This window comes from Kribbella sp. NBC_01245, assembly GCF_036226525.1.
Taxonomy (GTDB): Bacteria; Actinomycetota; Actinomycetes; order Propionibacteriales; family Kribbellaceae; genus Kribbella.
Genome location: NZ_CP108487.1, coordinates 4,587,367 through 4,611,248, shown reverse-complemented (window position 1 = coordinate 4,611,248; position 23,882 = coordinate 4,587,367). Strand labels below are relative to the sequence as shown.

20 protein-coding genes are annotated in these 23,882 nt (G+C 67.5%); 12 read left to right on the top strand and 8 right to left on the bottom strand.

From position 1 onward, the window contains the following. Positions 1–72 precede the first annotated feature (72 nt). The 3 genes from OG394_RS20585 to OG394_RS20575 all read right to left on the bottom strand — a co-directional run bounded on the left by OG394_RS20585 (position 73) and on the right by OG394_RS20575 (position 4,146). The gene (locus tag OG394_RS20585) at positions 73–1,482 is read right to left on the bottom strand and encodes a neutral zinc metallopeptidase (protein ID WP_328988625.1); all 1,410 of its coding nucleotides are present in this window, start codon (positions 1,480–1,482) and stop codon (positions 73–75) included. 9 nt (positions 1,483–1,491) lie between these two features. After that, positions 1,492–2,709, bottom strand: coding sequence for a neutral zinc metallopeptidase (locus tag OG394_RS20580; protein WP_328988624.1), 1,218 nt, complete (start codon positions 2,707–2,709; stop codon positions 1,492–1,494). Positions 2,710–2,826: 117 nt separating this feature from the next. Beyond that, a complete protein-coding gene (locus tag OG394_RS20575; RefSeq protein WP_328988623.1) occupies positions 2,827–4,146 on the bottom strand; it encodes a neutral zinc metallopeptidase in 1,320 nt (439 codons plus the stop codon). A gap of 219 nt (positions 4,147–4,365) precedes the next feature. Here OG394_RS20575 and OG394_RS20570 point away from each other — a divergent pair, with 219 nt between their 5' ends. Continuing rightward, positions 4,366–6,066 carry a DUF2207 domain-containing protein gene (locus OG394_RS20570; RefSeq protein ID WP_328988622.1) on the top strand — a complete coding sequence of 567 codons (1,701 nt, stop codon included), beginning with the start codon at positions 4,366–4,368 and terminating at the stop codon, positions 6,064–6,066. A 159-nt stretch (positions 6,067–6,225) separates the two neighbouring features. Here the strand turns inward: OG394_RS20570 and OG394_RS20565 are convergent, their stop codons facing one another. From OG394_RS20565 to OG394_RS20550, 4 genes are all read right to left on the bottom strand, one after another. Then, on the bottom strand, positions 6,226–7,551 hold the full coding sequence (locus tag OG394_RS20565) for a peptidase C39 family protein (RefSeq protein WP_328988621.1): 1,326 nt from the start codon (positions 7,549–7,551) through the stop codon (positions 6,226–6,228). Between the two features lie 66 nt (positions 7,552–7,617). After that, positions 7,618–8,172 carry a GNAT family N-acetyltransferase gene (locus OG394_RS20560; protein WP_328988620.1) on the bottom strand — a complete coding sequence of 185 codons (555 nt, stop codon included), beginning with the start codon at positions 8,170–8,172 and terminating at the stop codon, positions 7,618–7,620. 66 nt (positions 8,173–8,238) lie between these two features. Beyond that, the gene (locus OG394_RS20555; protein WP_328988619.1) at positions 8,239–9,054 is read right to left on the bottom strand and encodes a lysozyme; all 816 of its coding nucleotides are present in this window, start codon (positions 9,052–9,054) and stop codon (positions 8,239–8,241) included. A 415-nt stretch (positions 9,055–9,469) separates the two neighbouring features. Continuing rightward, on the bottom strand, positions 9,470–10,708 hold the full coding sequence (locus OG394_RS20550) for a neutral zinc metallopeptidase (RefSeq protein ID WP_328988618.1): 1,239 nt from the start codon (positions 10,706–10,708) through the stop codon (positions 9,470–9,472). Between the two features lie 120 nt (positions 10,709–10,828). Between OG394_RS20550 and cysS the strand changes: the two genes are divergently transcribed. The 10 genes from cysS to OG394_RS20500 all read left to right on the top strand — a co-directional run bounded on the left by cysS (position 10,829) and on the right by OG394_RS20500 (position 21,497). Then, entirely contained in the window at positions 10,829–12,262 is a 1,434-nt protein-coding gene (cysS, locus tag OG394_RS20545) for a cysteine--tRNA ligase (protein WP_328988617.1), read from the top strand. Between the two features lies 1 nt (position 12,263). Further along, positions 12,264–13,235, top strand: a complete 972-nt coding sequence (gene rlmB / locus OG394_RS20540; RefSeq protein WP_328988616.1) for a 23S rRNA (guanosine(2251)-2'-O)-methyltransferase RlmB — start codon at positions 12,264–12,266, stop codon at positions 13,233–13,235. Between the two features lie 317 nt (positions 13,236–13,552). Next, a complete protein-coding gene (locus OG394_RS20535) occupies positions 13,553–14,830 on the top strand; it encodes an MFS transporter (RefSeq protein ID WP_328988615.1) in 1,278 nt (425 codons plus the stop codon). Between the two features lie 3 nt (positions 14,831–14,833). Further along, positions 14,834–16,009 (top strand): radical SAM protein, encoded by a 1,176-nt coding sequence (locus tag OG394_RS20530; RefSeq protein ID WP_328988614.1) that lies wholly within the window; start codon positions 14,834–14,836, stop codon positions 16,007–16,009. A 5-nt stretch (positions 16,010–16,014) separates the two neighbouring features. Next, positions 16,015–16,269: an acyl carrier protein gene (locus OG394_RS20525; RefSeq protein WP_328988613.1), complete on the top strand. Its 255-nt coding sequence runs from the start codon at positions 16,015–16,017 to the stop codon at positions 16,267–16,269. Further along, positions 16,266–17,453 carry a hypothetical protein gene (locus OG394_RS20520; protein ID WP_328988612.1) on the top strand — a complete coding sequence of 396 codons (1,188 nt, stop codon included), beginning with the start codon at positions 16,266–16,268 and terminating at the stop codon, positions 17,451–17,453. Before OG394_RS20525 ends, OG394_RS20520 begins: the two co-directional genes overlap by 4 nt. Further along, entirely contained in the window at positions 17,440–18,408 is a 969-nt protein-coding gene (locus OG394_RS20515) for a Gfo/Idh/MocA family protein (RefSeq protein ID WP_328988611.1), read from the top strand. Before OG394_RS20520 ends, OG394_RS20515 begins: the two co-directional genes overlap by 14 nt. After that, positions 18,401–19,309: a phosphotransferase family protein gene (locus OG394_RS20510; RefSeq protein WP_328988610.1), complete on the top strand. Its 909-nt coding sequence runs from the start codon at positions 18,401–18,403 to the stop codon at positions 19,307–19,309. Before OG394_RS20515 ends, OG394_RS20510 begins: the two co-directional genes overlap by 8 nt. Beyond that, positions 19,306–20,358 carry a hypothetical protein gene (locus OG394_RS20505; protein ID WP_328988609.1) on the top strand — a complete coding sequence of 351 codons (1,053 nt, stop codon included), beginning with the start codon at positions 19,306–19,308 and terminating at the stop codon, positions 20,356–20,358. The genes OG394_RS20510 and OG394_RS20505 overlap by 4 nt, the downstream gene beginning before the upstream one ends. After that, a complete protein-coding gene (locus OG394_RS20500; protein ID WP_328988608.1) occupies positions 20,355–21,497 on the top strand; it encodes a condensation domain-containing protein in 1,143 nt (380 codons plus the stop codon). The genes OG394_RS20505 and OG394_RS20500 overlap by 4 nt, the downstream gene beginning before the upstream one ends. 122 nt (positions 21,498–21,619) lie before the next feature. On the opposite strand, the gene OG394_RS20495 is transcribed toward OG394_RS20500, so the two are convergent. Then, entirely contained in the window at positions 21,620–22,714 is a 1,095-nt protein-coding gene (locus OG394_RS20495) for a trypsin-like serine peptidase (RefSeq protein WP_328988607.1), read from the bottom strand. A 265-nt stretch (positions 22,715–22,979) separates the two neighbouring features. Between OG394_RS20495 and OG394_RS20490 the strand changes: the two genes are divergently transcribed. Next, on the top strand, positions 22,980–23,873 hold the full coding sequence (locus tag OG394_RS20490; protein ID WP_328988606.1) for an alpha/beta hydrolase: 894 nt from the start codon (positions 22,980–22,982) through the stop codon (positions 23,871–23,873). Positions 23,874–23,882: the final 9 nt, after the last annotated feature.

Below are 23,882 nucleotides of genomic sequence, written 5' to 3'. Positions count from 1 at the left end.
GTTCACTTTCGTGATCGGGGACTTCTACCGGCCGTGATCCTGCCACGAACCCGGTCCAGATCGGACCAGGGGTCAGCTGGTGACCTTCGCCGAAGCGGTGAAGGTGTTGCACATCCCAGGGTTCTTCGAGTTGTAGCCACGCAGGGACCACCAGCCGTGGTTGTTCTTGTTGCCGTGGTCGCGAACCTTGGCCGGGTTGAACTCGTCACCGGAGTTCTTCACCGCGAACTGCCAGGCGGTGAGCAGCTCGCCGGTCATCGGGAACCACTGCTTGTCGGCGCCGAGGTAGACCGAACCGAGGCACGAGGCCTGCAGCTCGCGGCGACGGCTCTCCTGCAGTCGCGCCTCGCGGTTCGGCATCTTCCGCTCACGCTGGAACGAAGCCGCCAGGATGCCGGTCACCAACTGGACGTGATGCCCGTACTCGTGGGCGAACGTGTTGGCCATCAGCGCCCGCGCGTACACCGGGTTGGCCTTGAAGTTCTTGTTGTCCGAGGTGTACGGCATGTAGATCGTCTCGACGCTGCCGCAGTAGTACGCGCGCGATCCGGTCTGGATGCCGCACGGCGACTTGAGGCTGCCTGCGTAGACGACGACCTTCGGCGCGCGGTACTTGAAACCGGCCTTCTTGATGGTCGGGTACCACGACTTGTTCAGGCACGGCAGCATCCGGTTGTAGTACGCCTTGGTGGCCAGCGGCGTGGTCGGCCGGAAGGTCGGCTCCGGGCAGCGCGAGGCCAGGATCAGCCCGGTCACGTAAAGCTTGTTCTGGGTGACGACCTGCGCGGGTGTCGGCGGCTTCGGCGTGGGCTTCGGCTTCGGCGTCGGCTTGGGGGTCGGCGTCGGCGTCGGGGTGGGCGTGGGCGTGGGGGTGGGCGTGGGCGTGGGTGTCGGGGTCGCCGACACCTCGGGACCGGTCGTCGGTACGTCGTCCTTGCCCATCGTCACGAACGCGGTCACCCCACCGGCGATGGCGAGGACCGCCAGCACGACCAGACCGATCACCAGCGCCTTGGGGGCACGGCGCGGCTTGCGCCGACGGCCCGGACCGGGCGGGCGCGGGATCTGGATCTGCGCCATCATCGGCGGACCACCAGGGCCACCGGGACCACCTTGGCCACCTGGGCCGGGGTGGCCCTGCGGCGGGTACTGCCAGCCCGGCGGTACCTCACCACCCCGACCCGGCGGCTGCTGTCCGCCGTACGGGAACTGTTGCGGCTGCTGCGGGGGACGCTGCCACGGCGACTGCCCCGGCATCTGGCCAGGGGGCGGTCCGGGCGGAGGTCCTTGCGGAGGCTGGCCGTGCGGCGGGTACGGCGGCTGCTGGCCCCCGGGACCCTGCTGCTGGTACGGGTGCGGCTGGCCGGGCGACAGGAAGTCGTCCGGCTCATCGCTGGGCTGGGTCCACCACTGCTTGTTCGGCTCTTCCCGTCCCGGCTCGTTCGGGGGACCGCCCGGCGGTGGATTCCAGTTCTCCGACATCGAAACTCCTCACGAAACCTTGCTGGCCGAAGCCGTGAACGTGTTGCAGTAGGCGTTGTTGCGGGTGGCGAACCCTTGACGCATGAACGCCGCATTACTGGCCCGGCTACCGTGGTCGCGGTCGCCGCCGGGCCTGTTCTCGTCACCGGTGTTGTCCCGGAGGAACGTCCAGGCTCGCGCCTTCATACCGGTGGTGAGCCCGTACGACGACTTGTTCGCGCCCAGGAAGACCGAGGCCAGACAAGACGCCTGAACCTCGATCCGACGGCTGATGGCGAGCATTTGTTCCTTCGGCGCACGACTGTCGTAGCCGAGCTCGTAGGTCGCCGGCAGGATGCCGCTGACCTGCTGGAGGTGGTGCCCGTACTCGTGGGCGGCGGTGAAGGTGACCCACAGCTGGGTGTAGCGCCTGTTCAGCGTGTCCGTCCGGGTGCGCCACATGGCCATGTCGTCGCTGTACTTGATGTAGATGGTCTCACTGGTGCCGCAGTAGAAGGACACCTGTGCACCACCCGTGCAGGGCGACTGGACGTAACCCGACCAGAACACCAGCTTCGGTGCCCGGAATTGGTCCCGGCCGGCCGAGACCTGGCGCGGCCAGGCCTTGTTCAGGCACTGGATGACCAGGGCGTAGTAGTTCTGGGTATTGCGCTGGTTGCTGATCGGCAGGCCCGGGTCCTTGCAGCCGACGCTGGCCTGCAGACCGGTGAAGTAGAACCCATCCCGGGTGACCACGGTTTGTGGCGACACCCGCTTCGGGGGCGGCTTGACGGTCGGCTTGGTTGTCGTCGGCCGGATGGTCGGCTGGCTGACCGTGGGCACGGTCGGCGCCGGCGTGTCCTCGGTCTCCGTCGGCAGCGCGGGTGTCGGCGCGGTGGCCGGCGGGCTCGGTGCAGTCGTCGGGCTGTCGCTGGGACGTGCCGCCAGGCCGACCAGGACCGCTCCGACCAGCACGACTACGCCGAACACCCCGACGAGGGACAGGCCGATGACCAGACCTTTGCGGTTGCTGCGCCGCGGCGGCGTGTAGAAACCCTGCGGACCCGGGCCACCCGGAGCGCCGTACCCGGGCTGCGGTCCTTGGGGGCCGAACTGCGGTCCCCAGCCGAAGGCGGGAGCGTGCTGCGTCGGGTGGCTGCCGTACGACGGCTGTGGCGGGCCGCTGACCGGCGGGCCGGGCGGCGGCGGGTATTGACCCGGCGCCAGTCCCCACTGGTTGTTCGACACTTCTGCTCCTCGTCCCCCCGGACCCCGTTGTTCCCCGCGCGCCACCGGCGGCGGCACGCCCGCCAGGCTATCTAGCCGACGGTCCGCCCGTCTGCTGATTAGCCCAGGTGAGTCGGCTCACTCCACTAACGACGATCCCGCCACATAGGTGTTGCACAGACCCGGATTACGGCTGAAGAAGCCGCGCTCGGCCCAGTATTTGTGGTTCTTGCCGTCGCCGTGATCGTTGCCATAGTCCGTCACGGTGCCGATCAGCCACTTCCATTCCCGCAGCGCCGCACCCTTGATCGGATAGCTGCCCTTGTTCGAACCAAGGAAAACATCGGCGAAACAAGAGGCCTGCAGCTCCTTGCGCCGGTTGATCTCGAGCTCGGCCGAGCGGGTCGGCGCCTCGTACTGCAGTTCGACGTCGGCGCGCAGGATGCCGGTGATCGCCTGGATGTGATGGCCATACTCGTGCGCCACCTGGTGGGTGGTCCACATCCGGGCCCAGATCTTGCCCTGCGGGTTGTCCGCGTACTTGTTGTACCAGCCGGTGTCCTCGCCGAGGTTCATGTAGATGGTCTCGTTCGCCCCGCAGTAGAAAGGCGGGTAGTTCGCGTTCGAGACGGTGCCGCACGGCGAGTTCACCGAGCCGGCCCAGGTCAGCAGCCGGGGCTGCCGGAAGGTGAAGCCCGCCGCCCGCACCTGCCGCGGCCAGGCCCTGTCCAGGCAGAACTTCAGCCGGGCGTAGTACGCCGTGGCGCCGGCCTGATTCGACGGTCGTGCGGACGATTCGCGGCAACCGACCGAGGCCTGGCGGCCGGTGGCGTAGATCCGGCTGCGACTCACCACCTGGGACGGCGTGAGCGTCTGCGGGGGCTTGGTGGTCTTCGTCTGGGTCGGCCTCGACGCGGTCGGCCGGGTCGTCACCGGCCGGGTCGTCGGGACGGTCGTCGGCGCGGTGGTCGCGCCGCCCGTCGGGGACACCGGGGGCGGGGTCGGGCCGGACTCCTCTTCGGTCGGCGTGGACGACGAGGTGTACGTCGGGTTGGGCTCGGCCACGTCGGAGGCGGCGTTTTTGACCATGAGCGAGATCACAGCACCGACGACGACCAGGCTGATCAGCACCGCGCCGACCAGGCTGAGCGCGACGATGGCGCCGTTGTTCCGCCGCCGATTGGGCGGACGGAACGGGCCGCCGGGACCACGCGGGCCGGGTGCGCCGTACGGGCCCTGACCGCCTGGACCGCCTAGGCCGCCTTGGTTGCCTTGGGCGCCGTATCCCGGCGGCCCGCCGGGGGCGCCGTACTGCGGGCCCCAGCCGAGGCCGTGCGGGAGCTGCTGGTTCGGGCCGGGCGGGCCCTGCGGAACGCCGTACTGGGCGGGATTCGGGTGCCACGGCGGGGGCTGCTGCGGATACTGCCCGGCGGGATTACCCCACTGGTTGTTCGACACGTGCTCTCCCGCTGGTCTGCGTACGCTCCGGGCAAGACCGTATCCGACGCCAAATCCCAAACCTCGGGGTGGCATTGCGGGGGCGGCCCAGCCGCACAGTAGTCTCTGCGTCGCAGACCCATCGCCGGGGCGATCCGTTCCGGAGTGCCGGTGTTCGTCCGGATGGCGCACCGCACTGGCTGATTTCCGACTGACCCCTCGATACGGTGTGATTGAGCGATGCGTCTACGAATGCTCGGGGCTTCCCTGTGCGCACTCGGTTCCCTCACCTTCGCGATCGGCCTGGCGGCCGGTTCGGCGCTGCCCGCAGGCGCGACGGCTCCGGTTACCGCGACGGCTCCGGTCATCACGGCGTACGACAGTGAGGTCCGGGTCGAGCGGGACGGCCTGCTGCGCGTCGCCGAGACCTGGAAGCTGACCGGTTACACCGGCACGTTCACCCGGCACATCGTCACGCGCGAGCATCTGCCCGCGGACGTCGACCACGTGCAGAAGGTCGAGGAGCTCGAGGTCAAGGCGGGCGACCAGGCCAAAGACGCCGAGGTCAGTACGTCCGGCGACGTCACGTCGATTGCCGTCGGCAACGTCGACAACGTGGCCGAACTCACCTTCACCTACACGGTTCGTGGCGCGGTCGCCAAGACGCTGAACGGCACCGAGCTGCGCTGGTCACCACTGCACGGGCTGCCCGTCGAGGTGGGCACGGCGACCGTCACGTTCAGCGTCCCGCAGGTCTCGCACGTGCAGTGCTCGGCCGGCGCGATCGACGCGAACACGCCTTGCACGCTGGCGCAGATCTCCGAGACGTCGGCGCCCATCTTCAAGCAGTTCGCGCTGCCGCCGGGTAACACCATGCGCATCACCATCGGCTTCCCCGAGGGCCAGATCGCAGCCAACGAGATCATCGAGTACCGCAAGTCGTTCCGCCGTTCGTTCAGCGCGGACCCGGCCCAGCTGCTGACGGTGCTGGCCGTGCTGCTCGTCGGCGCGGCCGCGCTGTACTTCCTGTACCGCACCCGCGGCCGCGACCAGGTCGACGTCCGCCGCGTCGTACCGGCGTCGCTGTTCAGCCTCGGTACGGATACCAAGATCGTCTTCTCCCCGCCGTCGGACCTACGTCCCGGCGAGGTCGGCACGCTGATCGACGAACGGATCGACCCGGTCGACGTGACCGCGACCATCGTCGACCTCGCGGTCCGCGGTCACCTGACCATCACCGAGCTCGACCACGAGAACGAGTTCGCACGGCCCGACTGGGAGCTCAAGCGGGTCGCGAACGCGCCCTCGGAGCAGCTGCACCGCTACGAGAACGTCATGATCCGGGCCCTCTTCGGTGATACCGACACGGTCCGGGTCTCCGAAATGGGCAAGCAGGTCCGCGCCGCGCTCGGCGAGGTCCAGGACGCCCTGTACGACGATGTCGTCAAGCGCGGCTGGTTCGTCGAGCGGCCCGACCGGACCAGGTCGCTGTGGAACACCCTCGGAATCGCGGCCACCGTGATCGGCGTGGTGCTGACCGTCCTGCTCGCGCTGTTCTCCGCCTGGGGCCTGCTCGGTCTCGCGGTCACGGCCGTCGGCGTCGGCCTGCTGGTGCTCGGCCGGCACATGCCGTCGAAGGCGCCCGCCGCTGGTCGCGTCCTCGGCCAGGTCGCCTCGATCCGTGGCGAGCTGCTCGAGATGGACATCCGCGAACTGCCGGAAGACCAGCACGCCGACCTCTGCTCCCGCGCCCTGCCGTACGCCGTCGTTCTCGGCGGTTCCGACCGCTGGATCGACGCCCTCGTAGCCACCGACGACGACGCCGACGAAGACGAAGGCTTCAACTGGTACCGAGGCCCCGCCGGCTGGCACCTCCAGTACCTCCCGGACTCCCTCCGCAACCTAACCACCAACCTCACGGGCGCCCTCTTCACCCGCTAACCCGCGCTTTCCTCCGACACGCCGCCTCACCTGGGGTCCTTTGCATTCATTCGTCGGAATCCGCCCTCTTCCGTCCGCTGACCTGTACTGGACCGCGGTGGCTGAGAGGGCGGATTCCGACGAATGAATGCAAAGGATGTGCGCGGCCGGCTGCGCCCTTTACCAGTTGGCTTGGGGTGGGGGTGTGGGGAGGGGGGTGGTGGTGGGGTGGATTACGTAGACGAGGCCGCCGCTGTGGGGGATCCAGGCGTTTTCGAATTGGGCGCGGTTGTAGGTGAAACGGACCTGGTCGTTGCTCTGGATGAGGTGGCTGGCGGGGTCGTTGACGATGACGTCGCCGTTCGGGGCGAAGCCGACAATGACCATCAGGTGGCCGTTGGTGCCGTAGCCGGCGCCGTCGAGTTCGCTCGACTTGAACGACAGTGAGGCGACCAGCGGGATGCCCGCGCGGATGAACGCCTCGGCCTCGGTGAGCGAGCGCAGCCGGGTCACGAAGGAGTCGAGCCCGCGCGTACCGGCGTACGCCGTGTTGAAGGGCCAGTTGCCGGCGCCGTCGTACGCGTAGTCGAACACCATCCGGGCGGCGTGGTCCACCTGCGGGTCGGCGTCGGCCGGATCCACCCAGGCGGTCTCGGCAGCGGTCGGCCCGGCGCCGAAGTAGTCGAGCACCATCGCGGTCGAGGTGGCCGAGCACCAGGCCTCACCGCCGTTGTCCCATTCGGGGTAGTGGCCGATGTGCGTCTCCTGGGAGTACGTCGGCACGTTCAGGGTTTGTCCCCAGGCTCCGCCCGGGCCGCTGACCGGTACGGTCTTCGCGTCGGGCAAGCGGGAGGCCATGGCGCCGACCGAGCGGACGACCGGGACGGCGCGCGTTCCGGCGAGGCGGTTCAGCGTCACCCGCAGGCGCCAGTCGGTCAGCGAACGGCCGGACGCGGCGACGAAGGTGTCGACGGCGACGTAGCCGTTGGTGTCGCCCTGGCTTGGCACCGAGGTGCGGTGGATATCGCCCTTGGCGGTGTCATCGCCGGCACCCCAGCGGCCGAGGACGTACCACTTCGAGGTCGCGCCAAGGTCGGTCCGGCCCGAGACGGCGACCTCGATCCAGGTGCCGGGCGGCGTATCCGCGTTCCAGGAGGCGATGAGCTCGGTGAGACCGAAACCGGGTCGCACCGTCGGCGACGTCCAGACGGCCTGGTCGTACGTCTTGGCCGTCCCGTTGCCGAAGGGATCGACGTACGACGTGGTGCCGCTCGCCCGGGCGAACGTCAGCGCGCCCTGGGACGCCGCGGTGCCGAGGTGCAGCCCCGCGGCGAAGTCGGCCGTACTGGTCCAGGATCGATGGGCGATATCCCGGGGCTCGGCGGGTTTGACTGCGGCCAGAGCGGTAGTCAAGGAGGGAGCGGCTGTGCTGGTGACGGCAGTGGCGCTGGTGAGGCCCAGCGCCAGCGCTCCCGACAGCAGGGCGGTCAGCAGGCGAGTGGTCATACCTGCCGACGATAGACCCCGTCGATGCTGTTCGCCCAGCCCTTCGAGGTGGCGGAAATCCCTTGTTTACAAGGCTTTCCACTCGTCATCGAGCATGGCGAAAACAGCCTCGTCGGTCCATTCGCCCTTGACCTTCTCGTTCCGGACGAAGTGCGCCTCCTTGCGCATACCCAGCCGGGTGAGCAATGCGGCGGAGGCGGTGTTGCTGGCGTCGAGCCGGCCGATCATCCGGTACAGCCCGAGAGACTCGAAACCGAAGCGCAGTACGGCGGTCGAGGCCTCGGCGGCGTACCCCTTGCCCTGGGCGAAGGGATGGAAGACGAAACCGATCTCGCCGAGGCGGTGTTCGGTGTTGATCAGGAAGAACACCACCTCGCCGAGATGCTGCCCGGTCTCCTTGAGCTCCACCGCGAAGGTGTGATCCTGGCCGTTCGTGTCCAGCGGCGGGATGTCCATTCGCCTGGCCAGGCTTTCCCGCACCTCCTCGGGGCTTTTCGGCCCATGCAGGAGATAGCGGCAGACCTCGTCGCTGGACAGCAACTTGAGCAGGTCGTCGTAGTCGGTTTCGCGGTAGGGGCGGAGGATCAGGCGGTCGGTCTCGATCGGCAGGCTAAGGGTCACCTCTCGACCCTATGCGCCTCCTTTCGTTTGCGAGCAAGTGGTTTTCGGCCGTCAGGCGCACCGGGCTCAGCCGTTGGCCAGGGCGACGAGTCGTTCCTGGGTGCCGTTGAAGACGTTCTGGTCGATCGGGCTGGAGCTGTACTGCCAGAACGTGTAGAAACCCCAGCCGCCCGGCAGCGTGCCCGGGGCCGAGGCGTAGCGCGCGACCCACAAGGGGTTCGTCTGGTTGAACGCCGTGCTGTTACCGGTGCAGCGGCTCCACCAGTCGAGGTTGGTGTAGATGACGGCGTCACGGCCGGTCCGGGACTTGTAGGTGTTCAGGAAGTCGCGGATCCAGCTGACCATTCCGGCCTGGGTCTTGCCGTAACAGGTCGCGCCGTACGGGTTGTACTCGATGTCGAGCGCACCCGGCAGTGTCCGGCCGTCGCGGGACCAGGCGCCGCCGCGATCGACGAAGTAGTTGGCCTGGTTGGCGCCGCTGGAGTCGTTCGGCGTGGCGAAGTGGTAGGCGCCACGGATCATGCCGACGTTGTACGAGCCGGTGTACTGCTGGGAGAAGTACGGATTGCGGTAGTAGTTGCCTTCGGTCGCCTTCACGTAGGCGAACCGCTTGCCTTGGCCCCACCAATACGTCCAGTTGACGTTGCCCTGGTGGCTTGAGACGTCGATGCCGTAGACCGAGGCTGCTGGGGCGTAGGTGGGGGTGGTGGTCGTGGTGGTGGGTTGGGCTTGACGCCAGCCGAGGTAGGCGTCGCCGGCCTTGGTGATGCCGTGGGCCTTGGCCTCGGGGGTGGGTTGGTGAGGGGCCGGAGCGGCGGCGCCTGCGGTTGGGACGAGCGCCAGGCCGAAGGCGGCGATGGCAGCCGTGAGTAGGGACTTCACGAGAACCTCCAGGAGGGGCGGAGAGGAGTGCTCGTGAAGGTTCTACCCGTGCATCGCCAGAAACTAACGCGAAAACAAAAAAACTGGTGACAAAGTTCCGAGACCCCCGAGTCCGCTTCCCCGACACCCTTGAACCCTGCGTTCATTGGTCTGAATCCGCTCGCCCCTAACAGCGGCGAGTCGTGTGGCCACCGGCCCAGGCGGGCGAATTCGGACCAATGAACGCTAATCCAGCACCACGCACCACTGTCCCCGCATGCTTTTCGCCGTACAACGATCGCGGGCAGGCGTGATCCCGGGCCGGCGATTAGCGTTCATTGGTCCGAATGCGCCCGCCTACGTCCGCTTCCACCTGACCCGTCGCTGTTAGGGGCGAGCGAATTCAGACCAATGAACGCAAGGCTTAGGTGGTGGGTTAGCGGACTAGGGAGGAGCCCGAGGTGAAGGTGTTGCAGAGGTTGGTGTTGCGGGAGTTGAAGCCGCGTTGGGACCAGTAGCTGTGGACGATGCGGCTGCCGTGGGTTCGTTCGGTGTCGTACTCGTCGCCGCTGTGGATGACCAGCCAGTTCCACTCGCGGCGTGCCGCACCGGTGACCGGGTAAGTATTCCGGTTGGCGCCCATGAAGACGGCGCCGAAGCAGCTGGCCTGGAGCTCCTTACGACGGCTCAACTCGAGCTTGGCGTCGTACGACGTCAGTTCGTACCTGAGGTTGTAGTACGCCGGCAGGATGCCGCTGATCTCCTGCAAGTGGTGCCCGTATTCGTGAGCCATCGTCTGCGAAGTGGCCATCCGTACGAACATCCGGACCTGGGCGGCGTTCGTGTACTGCGAGGACTTGTTGTACTGGCGGATGCCGGTCAGAGCGTCCATGTAGATCGTCTGGTTCGTAGAGCAGTAGAACGAGCGGAAGGCGCTGCCGCCACCGCAAGGCGTCATGCCGACTGTGCCGTTCATGACCACCAGGCTCGGCGCACGGAAGTTGTCCCGGCCACGACGTACGGGAGCCGCCCAGTTCCGGTCCAGGCACTTCTTGAGCGTGCCGATGTACACGGCCGCCGGCCCGATCGCGGTCTGCCGGCCCTTGGACTCGCGGCAGTTCGACCCGGGCAGCAGGCCGATGTAGTAGAAGCCGTCCTTGGTCACGATCTGCCGGTCGTTCGGCTTGTCCGGCGGCGGCGTGGTCGGCCGCGTGGTCGGCCGGGTCGGCGTCGGCCGGGTGGTCGTCGGCTGGACGGTCGGCGGCGGCTCGGTGCTCGCCGTACTGGTCGGGTAGTACGTCGGCTCCGGCGGAGGTGTGGGGGTCGCCGTGGGCGTCCAGTTCGGCTGGCTGGTCGTCGGGTCGTCGCCGCCACCCTTGTTGTTCAGGGCCACGCCGATGACCGTGACGAGCGCCACGACACCTAGAACGCCCAGCATCCCCAGTGAGACCAGCAGACCGGTATTACGCCGCTTGGGCGGCCGAGGCGGTCGCTGCCAGCCGGGAGGGCCCGGAGGCATACCGGGCGGCCCGAACTGCGGCCCCCACCCGTAGCCGGACTGCTGCGGTGCGCCGTACTGCTGTCCGTACTGGTGCTGCGGGAAGGCAGGGGGCAACGGCTGCTGCGGCTGGTGGGGCGGGCCCTGCGGCGGGCCGTACTGCTGGTAGTTCGACAAGGTTCCTCCTGGGCGGAAACGCTATCGCCCGGGCGGTCCAGGCCCCTGGATCCGGGTTCTTTATCAGACGAGGAGCGGGAACGGTTCGGGGCATCCACTCCGCACCGTTACCCTTGATCGGTGACACTTCGCTTGTATGACACCGCGACAGCAGCAGTGAGGGATTTCGAACCGGTCCAGCCGGGCAAGGTCGGGATCTACCACTGTGGGCTGACGGTGCAGGGTGCCCCGCACGTCGGGCACATCTACAAGGAGGTCGTGTTCGACGTCCTGCGGCGCTGGCTCGAGCGCTCGGGCTTCGAGGTCACCGTGATCGCGAACGTGACCGATATCGAGGACAAGATCCTCACCAAGTCCGCCGAGCGGGGCGTGCCGTGGTGGGCGCATGCCTACCAGTTCGAGCGCGAACTGCATTGGGCGTACGACGTGCTCGGCTGCCGCCCGCCGACGTACGAGCCGCGCGCGACCGGGCACATCCCGGAGATGCTCGAGATGATCGGTGAGCTGATCGAGCGCGGGCATGCGTATGTCGCGCCCGACGGCTCCGGTGACGTCTACTTCGACGTGAAGTCCTGGCCGTCGTACGGCGAGCTGTCGAACCAGCGCATCGACGACATGGAGGCCGCGCCCGACGCGGACCCCCGGGGCAAGCGGGATCCGCGCGACTTCGCGCTCTGGAAGGGCCACGTCGACGGGGTGCCGCGGACGGCGTCCTGGCCGACGCCGTGGGGCCGCGGCCGCCCGGGCTGGCACCTGGAGTGCTCCGCGATGGCCGGGAAGTACCTCGGCGACGAGTTCGACATCCACGGCGGCGGGCTGGACCTGCGGTTCCCGCACCACGAGAACGAGCTGGCCCAGTCCACGGCCGTCGGGCAGAAGTTCGCCCGGTTCTGGATGCACAACGCGCTCGTCACCGCGGCCGGCGAGAAGATGTCGAAGTCACTCGGCAACGGCGCCATCGTGCGAACCGTGGTCGAGCGGGTCCGGCCGATCGAGCTGCGCTACTACCTGGTCCAGTCGCACTACCGCTCGGTGGTGGAGTTCTCCTTCGGTGCGCTGGAGGAGGCCGCGACCAGCTTCCAGCGGATCGAGGGCTTCGTCACCCGGGCCACCGAGGTGACCGGCGGCGCTGCCCCGGCCGCCGACCTGCCGGAGCCGTTCGTCACCGCGATGAACGACGATCTGGGTACGCCGGCCGCGATGGCCGCGCTGCACCTGACCGTGCGGGATGGCAACAAACTGCTCGCCGACGGTGATTCGCCCGCGCTGCGGGAGAATCTGGCCGCGGTCCGGGCGATGCTCGACGTGCTCGGGCTCGACCCGCTGGCCGAGCCGTGGGTCTCCCGGACCGGCGGCAGCGAGGAACTGACCGAGGTGCTCGACGGTCTGGTCAAGGCGCTGCTGGATCAGCGCCAGGCCGCCCGGGCCCGCAAGGACTACGCCGCCGCGGACGAGATCCGCGACCGGCTCAAGGCACTCGGCGTTGTCGTCGAGGACACCCCCCAAGGTGCCCGTTGGACGGTCGCCGGGTCCACCCCAGCTGAAGGAATCTGAAATGCCAGGCAGTAGCCAGCGCCGCGGTGCAATCCGCAAGAAGCCCAAGGGCAACCCGACCGCCGGATCCGGTGGCCGGGTCCGCCAAGGACTCGAGGGCAAAGGCCCGACGCCACCGGCCGTGGAGCGCACCAAGCACCCGGCGTACAAGCGCGCCAAGGCCAAGGAGCGGGCGGAGAAGCGCGCGCCCGCCCGCGGTCGCGGCGGCGATCGCAAGGGTTCGGCCGAGCCGACGCCCGAGTGGGTCTACGGCCGTAACCCGGTGGTCGAGGCGCTGCGGGCCGGTGTCCCGGTCAGCGCGCTGTACGTCGCCGAGGGTACGGAGCGCGACCCGCGCCTGAAGGAGGCGATGCTGATCGCGGTCGAGCACGGCATCGCGCTGCTGGAGGTCACCCGGCTCGAGATGGACCGGCTGACCTCGGGCGGAGCCCACCAGGGCCTGGCCGTGCAGATCCCGGCATACGAGTACGCCCACCCCGACGACCTGTTGCGTCGTGCCCTCGACGCGGGCCAGGTGCCGCTGATCGTCGCGCTGGACGGCGTGACCGATCCCCGGAACCTCGGCGCCATCACGCGTTCGGCGGCCGCCTTCGGCGCGCACGGGGTGCTCGTGCCCGAGCGTCGTACGGCGTCCATGAGCGCCTCCGCCTGGAAGACGTCGGCCGGTGCGGCCGCGCGGATCCCGGTGGCGCGCGCGACCAACCTCAACCGCGCGCTCAAGTCGTACCGTGACGCCGGTCTGACCGTCGTCGGCCTCGACATGGACGGTGACGTCGAGCTGTCCGATCTGGACGTCGCGACCGAGCCGCTGGTGCTGGTCATCGGCAGCGAGGGCAAGGGCCTCGGCCGCCTCATCCGCGAGAACTGCGACCAGATCGTCAGCATCGCGATGACCAGCGCGACCGAATCCCTCAACGCCGGCATCGCCGGCGGCGTCGCCCTCTACGAAATCGCCCGCCGCCGCACCACCTGATCCACCCGCTCCAACCAGACGAAGGACCCGGTTCACTACGCCGGGTCCTTCGTCTTTTTTTGCGTTCATTCGTCGCAATCCGCCCTCTTCCCATCGCTGGCCTGCACAGGTCGGCGGGGCTGAGAGGGCGGATTGCGACGAATGAACGCAAAAAAAAGGGGGGGGGGGGGGACTGGTGAGTAGGTTCCGGAACCGTTCCACGTCCTGGGATGTCCGGACAAATGTCTTGTGGGGGTTGGGGCGTTGCTGGCACCGTTTCGGGCGAGCGGCTGGTTGGGAGCGCTCTCAATCCATGGGCGGACGACACTGGGGGTCGGATGCAGGTGGCGACAGCCGGCGCGACCGTCGGGATGGCCCGGGATTTCCGCTGGTTCTGGACCAGTCAGACGCTGAGTTTCACCGGCGATCGGCTGACCGGGTTCGCGGTCCCGAGTATCGCCATCCTGGCGCTCGGCGCGAGCGCTGCCGAGGTCGGTGCGCTCGCCGCCGTGGGCTGGCTGGCCTATCCCGCGCTCGGTCTGGTCGCCGGCGGCGTTCTCGCGCACCTGCCGCGCCGCCCGGTGATGATCGCCGGCGAGCTGATCCGGTTCGCCGCCTTCGTCACCATCCCGCTCGCCGCGCTCGGCGGATGGGTCACGACGGCCCAGCTGTTCGTGGTGGTCGGGATCGCCGGCGCCGCGACGGTATTCGTCGACATCGCCGGCCAGTCGTACCTGCCAGCCCTGGTCGACCGCCAAACCCTCGTCGGCGCCAACTCGCGCCTGCAGAGCTCGGACAGCCTTTCCAAACTGGCCGGTCCTGCGCTCGCCGGTGCCGCGCTCAAACTCGCCGGGCCGTACGTCGGTCTGCTGCTGAGCGCTGTGCCGTTCCTCGCGTCGGCGTTCGGCCGGACCCGGATCCGCGCGATCGAGCCGCCCCTCGAACTACCGGTGGAGGCGATGCCGGCCCGCATCCGCAGAGGCCTCGGCTTTGTCTGGCGGCATGACCTATTGCGGCAGTTGGTAGGGGCCGCGGCCGTTCGAAGTCTCGGTATCGGCATGGTGGACGCCGTTCTGCTGCTGTTCGCCTATCGCGCTCTCGGCCTCTCCAGCCTGCAAGGCGGTTTGCTGATCGCGGCAGGCTCGATCGGCGGTCTACTCGGCGCGTTCATCGCCAACAAGCTCGCCGGCCGCCTCGGAATGCGGCGGGCGTTGCTGCTCACCGGGCTCGAAGGCCTTTGCTGGCTGGCGATTCCGCTCTGCCTCGTGGCCGCGCCGGTGATCGCCTTGGTGGTGATCCGGATCTGCGCCTCGGTGTGGATGCCGATGTGGAACATCCTCACCACCAGCCTCCGGCAGGCCGTGACGCCGCCGGCGATGCAGAGCACCGTGCACGCGACAGCGCGAACGCTGACGTCGGCCACCATCCCACTCGGCGCTCTCCTCGGCGGCCTCGCGGGCGACGTACTCAGCCGTCAGTTAGGTACGTCGGCGGGGCTGGTGGTGGTGCTGGCCGTCGGCGGCGTACTGGCCGGCTGCAGTGTCGTGCTGGTCAACCAGGTTTCCCCGGCAGGCGATGTCCAGGTTGCCGACCGGGTCACAGAGGAGGTCGGTTAGCGAATGCGTCCCACCACCACGCGAATCCTGAACACCAAGGAGTTCGCCGATATCAAACACACCGTGTCGATCCGGTCCAAGGCTCGCAAGAACCTACTGATCGACCCGAGCTACGCGGCGCCTTTGCCCCAGGAGGTGAGCCTGCAACTGACGTACCGGTGCAACCTGCGCTGTACCCACTGCTACCAGTGGAACGAGCAGGGCTTCTTCCGGGACTTCAGCTCGGAGCGACAGCGCACCGAGCTCGACGTCTCGGTTGTCGAGGACGTGCTGCGTACTACCGCCACTACGAAGTCCAAGTTGTTCCTGTGGGGTGGCGAGCCCTTGATGCACACCAAGTTCGACCAGGTGGCTGACCTGCTGCAGAAGTACCCGCGGACGGTCAACATGTGTACGAATGGCCTGCTGTTCAAGCGCAAGCTGGACGACCTCCTGAAGATCGGGGAGAACCTCAACCTGCTAGTGAGCCTCGACGGGCTCGGGGAGGACCACGAGGCTCTCCGTGGGCGTGGCACCTTCAAACGCACCATGGAGAACATCAAGCTCATGCTGGACTTGAAGAAGTCCGGCGAGTGGGACGGCGAGTTGTCCCTGTCCTGCATGGTCTCGCACGTGACGGTCACCAAGATGTACGAGTTCATGGAGTGGGCCGAAGAGCTCGGGGTGAACACCGTCTACTTCCAGTTCCCCTGGTTCATCAGTCCCGAGGTGGCCGACCAGATGGACCGTCTCTACGAGCAGAGCTTCGCCTGGCTCAAACCGGAGACGAACACCAAGCGGCCGACCTGGCACTCCTACACCTACCGGCTGCCAGAGGAGCTGCTGCCGGTGCTGCGCGAGTCGATGGCCCGGCTGGCCTCCCGCGCTTGGAACGTCCGTCTGCGGTATCAGCCGCAGTTGGAGGACGAAGAGGTCACCGACTTCATCCTCGGTACGTCGCGGCCGGCGCAGCACCGCAGCAAGTGCCTCGCGGTCTCGAACCGGATGGAGGTGCACGCGGACGGCGCGGTGAGCTCGTGCAAGTTCTTCCCGGAGTTCGTGGTCGGCAACCTCTACGAACAGTCGGTCGACGACCTGTGGCAGAGCCAGTCGTTCCGCGAGGTCCGCCGGATCATGTCCGAGAACGGCATGATGCCGGTCTGCTCGAAGTGCATTCTCCTTTACCTGAACGGGGTGTGAACCAGATGGACATCGAGAACCGCGTCAAGCTCGTGCTGGCCAAGGTGCTGGACAACGGGCTGACCGCCGAGCAGATCGGGTCCGAGGCCGACCTGGTCGCCGAGTACGGACTGGACTCGTTGCAGACGATCACCTTCCTGCTCGCGATCGAGGACGAGTTCGACCTGGAACTGGACTATCCGTCGCTCCAGCTGGACGATCTCCGCTCGGTGCGGCAGTTCAGCGGGTTCGTCGCGCGTCTGGCCGCACCTGTCCAGTGACCAGACCAGCGGTACATTTCGGCACCTTCGACGCGGAGTCGTACTGGCGCCCGGACGACCTGGCCGCCCTGCCTGCGTTCGGAGGTGGTGGCCGCGACGTCGAAGCGATGGACGAGTTGCTGGCGGGATTCTGCGCGCCGGGTGACCTGCTGATCACCCGGCACCCGATGGCCGACGCGGTCCGCTCCGGCCTGGCCGCTGCGGGCATCACCTTCGAGCTGGGTGATCCTGGGCAGGAGTTGCCCGCAGGGTACGAGCCGCAGCCGTACGCGGTCCTTCCTCAAATGGGTGCCGAAGGGTTGCCCTCGGCAACGGTTGTCGCTCAAGTGAACTCGAAGTCCTGGTCGAACGAGTTGGTTCGAGAGCTGGGCCTACCCGGTGCCGGCGTGGTGGTCCGCTCCGTCGAGGAGTTGGTCCGCGCGGTTGGAGCCCTCGGTTTCCGGGCGCTGGTCAAGGATCCGTACGGCGTCTCGGGCCGGGCCTTACTCGAGATCCCGACCCCCGGCGTACTCCGAGCCATCGAACGCGTGCTGCGCAAGCAGGTTGAGGCCGGCCGTCGGGTCGAGCTGATCGTCCAGGAGAAGTTCCCCAAGGCGTACGACTTCTCGGGTCATCTGTTGCTCGAGCCCGACGGCCGCTGGGAGTTCGTCGGCGTGCAAGGCATGACGAATCGGGGCTTCCGCCATCTGGCCTCGGGTCCGCTCCAGCCTGGTTTGGTCGACGAGCAGGCGTACGGCGAGACGATCGCCCGGGTCGTACCGGCGTTGACGAGTGCGGGCTATTGGGGTCCGGTCGGGGTCGACGCGATGGTTCTCGAGGACGGCTCGCTTATACCCGTACTCGAGATCAACGCCCGCAAGTCGCTCGGCCTGCTCGCCGTACTGCTCGATCGCCGGGTCTGTCACCACGGCTTGCGTGGGCATCTCGGCCAGCTCGAGCTGAACGTTGCCCTTGGCAAGGGAATCGCCGACGTGGTCGCCGCCATCGAGCCGATCGCCTATCGGGGTGGTGCCGATCCAGGGGTGTGCGTGCTCAGCGGCAGCACGCTCGCGGCGCCGGGTGGTCGCGTGTACGTCGGCCTGTTCTGCCCGGCCGACGAGGTAGCCCAATGGCGGCAGCGGTTGGTGGCCGAGGTCAGCGCGGCGGGCCTGGTTCCGCGGGGGATGACGGATGCCGCCGCTTGAGCTCGGCCTGATCGGCGCGACCGCCATCGCCCAGCGCGTGCTGTGCGCCTCCCAAGTCCGCGCTGTCGCGGCGAGTGATCCGGTTCGCGCAAAGGAGTACGCCTCGGCGCACGGCATTCCGGTGGTGCACGAGACCTACTCCGCACTGCTGGCCGATCCGGAGATCAACGCTGTCTACGTCTCCCTGCACAGCTCGGCCCATCATCGTTGGGCCGTCCGTGCCGCGCTCGCCGGGAAGCACGTGATCGTCGAAAAGCCCTTGTGTTTAACGGCTAACGAGGTCGCCGAGATCGAGTACGCCGCGGCCGAAGGTGGTGTGCAAGTCGTTGAGGCCGTCGCGTCCGCAGGCCAGGAGTGGCAGGAGGCCGTACGGGCGATGGTGGTCGACGAGCCGTACGGAAGGCTTCAACGGGTGGAGACGGCGATGGCTTTCGCGGACCCGGTGGACGGCAACTACCGGCGTTATCCGGAGCTTGGTGGGGGCATCTTCTTCGACGCCGCGAGCTACTGGTTGGAGGCGCTGCAGAGCACGATCGGACTCGACGATGACGACGTGGTGGTTGAAGGCCGCTCGGACTTCGAAGGGCCTCATGGCATCGACTACGTGTTCCGTGCGAGTTTGCGCTGGCCGGGAGGCGCCGAGGCCGTGCTCACGGCGAGGTTTGGCGATCGGCATGTGTCGGATCACCTGTTCGTGTTCGAGCGGGCGACGGTCAAGATGCGGAACTTCCTGCGCCCGATGGCCGGCACACTGCCGCTTAACGTGGTGGTGCAAGAGACCCGCCGGCGGGTGATCGCCTTCCCCGCGGTCTCGTACTACGAACGCCAGCTCAGTCGGATCCGAACGCTGGTCGCGGGCGATCCGATTAGTTGGCCAGGGCAACTATCGGCGGCGATCCGCCGGATCGAACTGATGGACGACATCTACCGCGACGCTCGGAGCAGGCATGAGTAACAAACGGCAGTTGGATCGTGCGGGTCTGGAACAACTCCTGCGGCTCGCCGGTCTCGACCCGGCACAGGTGCGGTCATATCAGGAGCTGACGGAGGGAACCTTCAACACCGTCTACCGAATCGGCCTGCCCGACGGTGACCTGATGCTCAAATACGCGCCGGATCCGGCCGCGCCCGTGCTGTCGCATGAGCACGACCTGATCCGGACCGAGACCGAGTTCTACACGGCAGCCCGTGGCAAAGCGCCGGTGCCCGAGGTGGTCTACGCAGACACCGACTTCCTGCTGATGACCGCCATCCCCGGCAGGACCTGGCACTCCCAGGACATCGAGGGCGATGAACGCGCGCGGTTGCGGAAGGACCTCGGCCGCATCGTGGCCGACCTGCACGAGGTGACCGGAACGAGCTTCGGCTACCCCCAGCGGGGATTGACCAGCACGTGGGGAGCCGCATTCCTCGCCATGATGGACGACCTACTCGCCGACGCCGCGACGTACGACGTACAGCTGCCGCGTCCGGCCGAGGCCATCCGGCAGCTGGTGCTGGACCGACTGCCCCTGCTGGACGCCGTCCGGACCCCCACGCTGGTGCACTTCGACCTGTGGGACGGCAACATCCTGGTCGAAAACGGGCGGATCACCGGCTTGATCGACGGCGAACGGGCCTTCTGGGGCGACCCCGTGGCGGAGTTCGTCTCACTCACGCTTTTCGAGAGCACGGTCGCCCCCGAACTGCTCGCGGGCTACGGCGAGTTGGATCAAACGCTGCTGCCGCTCTACCGGGTCTACCTGTACTTGATCATGACGATCGAGGTCGTGCCGCGCGGCTACGAAGGGCCTGACCACGAGCAGCTGGGACGTCTCGTCAACCGGCACTTGCTCAAGGAATTGGCCAAGCTGTGATCGAGATCCTCACGTCCGGCGTCGCGCTCGGCGTCCATGTACCGGGTCTACTGTTGCGGGATCGCTTAAGGGAACAAGGCGCTTCCGCCCGCGTGACCGTGCTGGAACGCCTCATGCCGGCCCACACCCTCGCCACGACCGCCCGTTCGAAACAGGCCTTCCACCGGGATTTCCGGGTCGCGCTCGCCGGGCAGAAGCTCGCCCGGGATGCCTCGATCGCGACCGACGCCCAGGCGGTGGACGACCTGCTGCGGGATTGGCGTGCGCGCGAGGTCAGCCGGTTCGTGGTCTTCTCCGGATTCTGGCTCCCGATCATCGAGCGATACGTCGAGCGGTACGCCGCGGGAGCTGACGGGGTGCCGGTCGATGTCTGCCACGTGGACTCGGTCCAGTCGCCGTCGTTCGACAAGGCCGGTCCGACCACCCTGGCGGTCGAGCACGTTTGGCTGGCCGACGCGGCCAACGAACGCATCCCCTGCAGCATTCCGGTCAGTCGCGAGGAGCCACTCGCCTGGACCGACCGGGACCACCGGTTGCTCGTGCACGGCGGCGGCTGGGGGATGGGCACGTACCGCGAGCGCGCTCCCGAGCTGCTAACGCACGGCTTCGAGCTGGACGTCGTCGCCTACGAGAATCGCGATCTCGCCGAGCTGGATGGCGTGCGCTTTTTCATGATCGACCCCGAGTGGCATCCGTGGCTGGACGACGGCTATCCGCCGTTCGGCCCGGTCGTACCGGATGAGGTGCCGGTCTTCGCGCAGCGCGAAGGGCATCACGGGTCGTTCGACCTCGCACGACGGGCACTGGCGACGGTGAGCAAACCCGGCGGCGGCACGTTGCTCGACTCCCTCTGGTCGGCGACTCCGGCCGTACTGCTCGAACCGTTCGGCCCGCATGAGCAACGGAATGCCGAGTTGTGGCAGCACCTCGGGTTCGGCATCGCCTTCGACGACTGGGCCGCGAAGGACTTCGCCACAGACGTTCTAGAGGACCTGCACACCGCTTTGCTGGCCGCCTCCCCAGCGGACTACTCGCGGGCGTTGCTATGACGCCGGCCTCCTTGTGGCAGACCTTCGCGCTGGACCTGGACAAGGCGCGGCCGGGGTTCGCGAAAGGCCCGTGGTTCACAATGAACGCGATGGTCGAGCTCGATGGCCCGGTCGATATCGCCGTACTCGCCCGAGCCTTCGATGACCTCCAACGGCGCCACGACGTACTAAGGACCACAGTCGACGACGAGCCACTCCAGGTGGTCGCGGATGAGCCCCTATCGCCGCTCGAAGTGTTCCAAGAGGCACCGGAGATCCATGCGCCGGTTGACCGGCTGGCGCCCGTACGTCTCAGGATCGGCGAAGACCGGATCGCGCTGCACCTCCACCACCTCATCTCGGACCCGGTGACGCTGTGGGCGGCGTTCGCGGACCTGGCCGCCTGCTACACCGCTCGCCTCTGGGCGTCGGAACTGCCGCCGCCGGCCGCGCAGTACGCCGACTACACGCTCGACGAGGCCGAGCAAGTACGACGCAACCGGGACGCCGCCGAACGTTGGTGGCAGACCGTCCTTGGCGAGGCAGCCGCACCACCTTCGGGCCCGGCCGGCGATCCCTTCGCGTTCCGGGCGCAACTGTTGACGTCGGCAGAGACGGCCCGGGCGGAAGACCTGATCAAGGCCAAACGCAGCACGATGCTCGTCTCCTTGCTCACCGCTCTCGCCGACGGGATGACGCCGTACGCCGGACCGGGCGACACGATGGTCTTCTCGACCCTCTTCGGCAAACGCGATCGGCCCGCCTGGCAATCGGTCCTCGGGCCTTGCATCGTGCCGTCGTACCTGGTGGTGCCGATGGCGTCGACCGGGGACCACTTGGCCGCCGTACGGGACTCGGTGGTCGGGTGCAGCCGGTACGCGCGCTTCCCACAGAGCGAGATCGCCCAAGGCCCGCGGACACCGTTCTTCGAGTACGTCGCGCAGGGGTGGCCCGAGGCCTACAAGTTCGGCGGGGTGACCGGGTCCGTCGTCGCTGCGGCCGGGCCCAAGGACACCGGACTCGCCGGCGCGCTCGGGATTCGTGCCCGAAAGACCGCTGAAGGTGCCCTTTCGGCCCATTTCAGCGCCGATGGCACGGACTGGACCGAAACGCATATGGCGCAGCTTCGCACGCACTTCGCCGAGCAGCTGCAGAATTGATCTTTGATCAATTCCATCGGTACTCGTTAAATGTGGAACGGTTGAGAAATTGAATGTCAGTCGATTGATTGAGTATAAAAGGGTGGTCCGGCGGGCGCCCGCCGGACCACCGATTGTGTTATTTAGAGGTGCCGGGTCGCGTTGTAGAGGTCGAGCGCGTCATTGTCGAAGTACGGGCTGATCATGATCGTCGGGTTCACGATCCGGTCGATCCGGCTGTTGACGCCGTTCAGCCAGCCCCAGTTGCCGTCCCAGTTGTAGAACCAGCCACCGCCGCTGCTGCCGCGGGTCATGTTGCACGGGATCTTGATCGTCTGGCCCGAGAAGACCGACGAGCCGCCCCAGCACTGCCACAGGTTGCCACCGTCGAACGGGGCTTCCGCGGGGTAGCCGAAGGCGTTGATCCACACGTTGGTGCCGGCGTTCACGATCAGGCCCTGCCCACCGAGGTAGGACACGATGTGGTTGCCGTTGAGGGTGTTCATGATCGCCACGCCGAAGTCCTGGCTGAAGTCCGAGTTGTTGACCCATGCGGTGCGGGTCCACAGGTTCGAAGCCACCCAGGTGCCGTACGGGCGCGGGTTGGCCAGGTCGTCGTCGTAGTTCGGGACGAACTGCCAGTTGCTGGACCAGACACCGCCCCTTCCGCTGTGGATGCAGTGCCCGGCGGACCAGACGGTGTCCTGGCCCTCGGAGTTGATCACGGTGGCGGAGCAGACGAAGTTGCCGCCGCCCTGGCTGAAGAACACCTTGCCGCTGGTCCGCGCGGTCGGGTGTCCGACGGGGTAGTTCGGGTTGTGCGCCTGGGTGCCGAAACCGCTCGGTGGCGCCTTGATCTGGCCGGTGGCAGGGTTGAACGCCTGCCGTCCGGCGGACGTGTCCGGCGTGGACGCCGGCGGGCCGTCCTGCTGGAGCTTGCGGAGCGCGGCAAGGTACTGCGGCGAGTCCTCGATCGGAGTGGCGGAGCGCATGCGCTCCGGCGTCCAGTAGGCCCGGACGGCGTCCGCGGCGGTCGCTTTGGTGCCGTACGCGCGGCGGCCGGCGACCCACGCGTCGTTCGTCACCGGTGCCGTGGTGCCGATGCTGGCCGCAGGTGCCGCGGGTCGCACCGGACTTGCTGAGGCCGCCGAACCGGTCGCGGCAAGAGTCGCCGCGGCCAGCGCGAGGGCGGAGATGAGGGCAGCGGAAGTCCGCTGCCAACGGGTGGCAGTGCGCATTTGAATTCCCCCCGGAATTCTTCACTCGAGAGGCTGATCCCCTCGATGGGCGGTGTCGGGGGCAGCACGAAAATGCCATGGCACAGGCGCGACACGGCAATACGAAATAAGTGTTCCCCCTGGGCCATCTCGATACCGGAGAATGGCCGCACCAACGATTATGCGGGGGTAATGCGCAAAGTCAACCCTTGACTACCCAGCGGAGTTCGGCAGCCTCGAACAAAGTGTCCGTTTCAAAAGTTGGTGAATTGCTTCTCGGTGTACGATGCGTGGACTTCAGCCGGAGGGAGCCGCCTTGACCACTCGCGACGCATTGGTCACGACGGTCCTGGGTTGTCTGGCCCTGGTCCTCGCTGGGTGCGGCGGATCGGGTGGGCCAAGCACCCAGGAGCCGGCGCCGACATCGGCCCGTCCTGAAACTGCGCCGGCGACGACACCGTCGGCGTCGCCGCACGTCGACCTGATGCCGTTGGATGAGCGATGTGGCCTGGCGGGGGTGCAGGCAGGGACCGCAGCGCGAGTCATCACGACCGCTCGCGATCGGCAGTTGTACGCCGTTGGTGCCGGCCGAGGGCGCCTCGGCGTGGTGCTGGTGCACGGCTCGGGGTCGCGCGGGTTGTGCAACTGGGCGAAGGAGATCGGTTGGCTCACCAAAGCTGGTCTGCACGTTGTCGGATATGACCAAGCGTGTGTCGGAGAGAGTGCGTGCCCGGGTGTGTCCCGGCCGGTGGACGACCTCATCTCGGTGGTGGCTGAGCTTCGTAGCCGCGGCGCGACTCAAGTCGCTGTGGTCGGCGCTTCGGCAGGTGGAACCCTTCCACTGATTGCCGCCGCGCGGCCGAAGTCCGGGATCTCGGCCGTGGTCTCGCTGTCTGCGGCAAATCTCGCTGCCCCGCTTGGAACCGCGGACGCGCCAGATGTCGCAGCCACCTCGATCGCTACGGCTCTGCGGGTGCCAGTCCTGTATGTCTTGGCGCGAGACGATACGGCTTCGTCAGTTGCAGAGATCACCGCACTACGGAAGGCCACCCGTGCGTCTCGTCTGATCTTGTTGCCGGCCGGCTCGGGACACGCGCAAGAGGTGCTTTATGACGAGGCGGGAATGCAACCCTCTACCTTCCGCCAGGCCTTCCTTGCCTTCCTGCACAGCCCCAAGTAGCTCACCTGC

What these genes read in the sequence shown, in the direction of transcription:
- OG394_RS20500 (WP_328988608.1), top strand. Translation starts at nt 20,355, where the DNA reads ATGACGCCGGCCTCCTTGTGGCAGACCTTCGCGCTGGACCTGGACAAG.
- OG394_RS20495 (WP_328988607.1), bottom strand. Translation starts at nt 22,714, where the DNA reads ATGCGCACTGCCACCCGTTGGCAGCGGACTTCCGCTGCCCTCATCTCC.
- rlmB (WP_328988616.1), top strand. Translation starts at nt 12,264, where the DNA reads ATGCCAGGCAGTAGCCAGCGCCGCGGTGCAATCCGCAAGAAGCCCAAG.
- OG394_RS20490 (WP_328988606.1), top strand. Translation starts at nt 22,980, where the DNA reads ATGCGTGGACTTCAGCCGGAGGGAGCCGCCTTGACCACTCGCGACGCA.
- OG394_RS20535 (WP_328988615.1), top strand. Translation starts at nt 13,553, where the DNA reads ATGCAGGTGGCGACAGCCGGCGCGACCGTCGGGATGGCCCGGGATTTC.
- OG394_RS20570 (WP_328988622.1), top strand. Translation starts at nt 4,366, where the DNA reads ATGCGTCTACGAATGCTCGGGGCTTCCCTGTGCGCACTCGGTTCCCTC.
- OG394_RS20525 (WP_328988613.1), top strand. Translation starts at nt 16,015, where the DNA reads ATGGACATCGAGAACCGCGTCAAGCTCGTGCTGGCCAAGGTGCTGGAC.
- OG394_RS20515 (WP_328988611.1), top strand. Translation starts at nt 17,440, where the DNA reads ATGCCGCCGCTTGAGCTCGGCCTGATCGGCGCGACCGCCATCGCCCAG.
- OG394_RS20530 (WP_328988614.1), top strand. Translation starts at nt 14,834, where the DNA reads ATGCGTCCCACCACCACGCGAATCCTGAACACCAAGGAGTTCGCCGAT.
- OG394_RS20510 (WP_328988610.1), top strand. Translation starts at nt 18,401, where the DNA reads ATGAGTAACAAACGGCAGTTGGATCGTGCGGGTCTGGAACAACTCCTG.
- OG394_RS20565 (WP_328988621.1), bottom strand. Translation starts at nt 7,551, where the DNA reads ATGACCACTCGCCTGCTGACCGCCCTGCTGTCGGGAGCGCTGGCGCTG.
- OG394_RS20585 (WP_328988625.1), bottom strand. Translation starts at nt 1,482, where the DNA reads ATGTCGGAGAACTGGAATCCACCGCCGGGCGGTCCCCCGAACGAGCCG.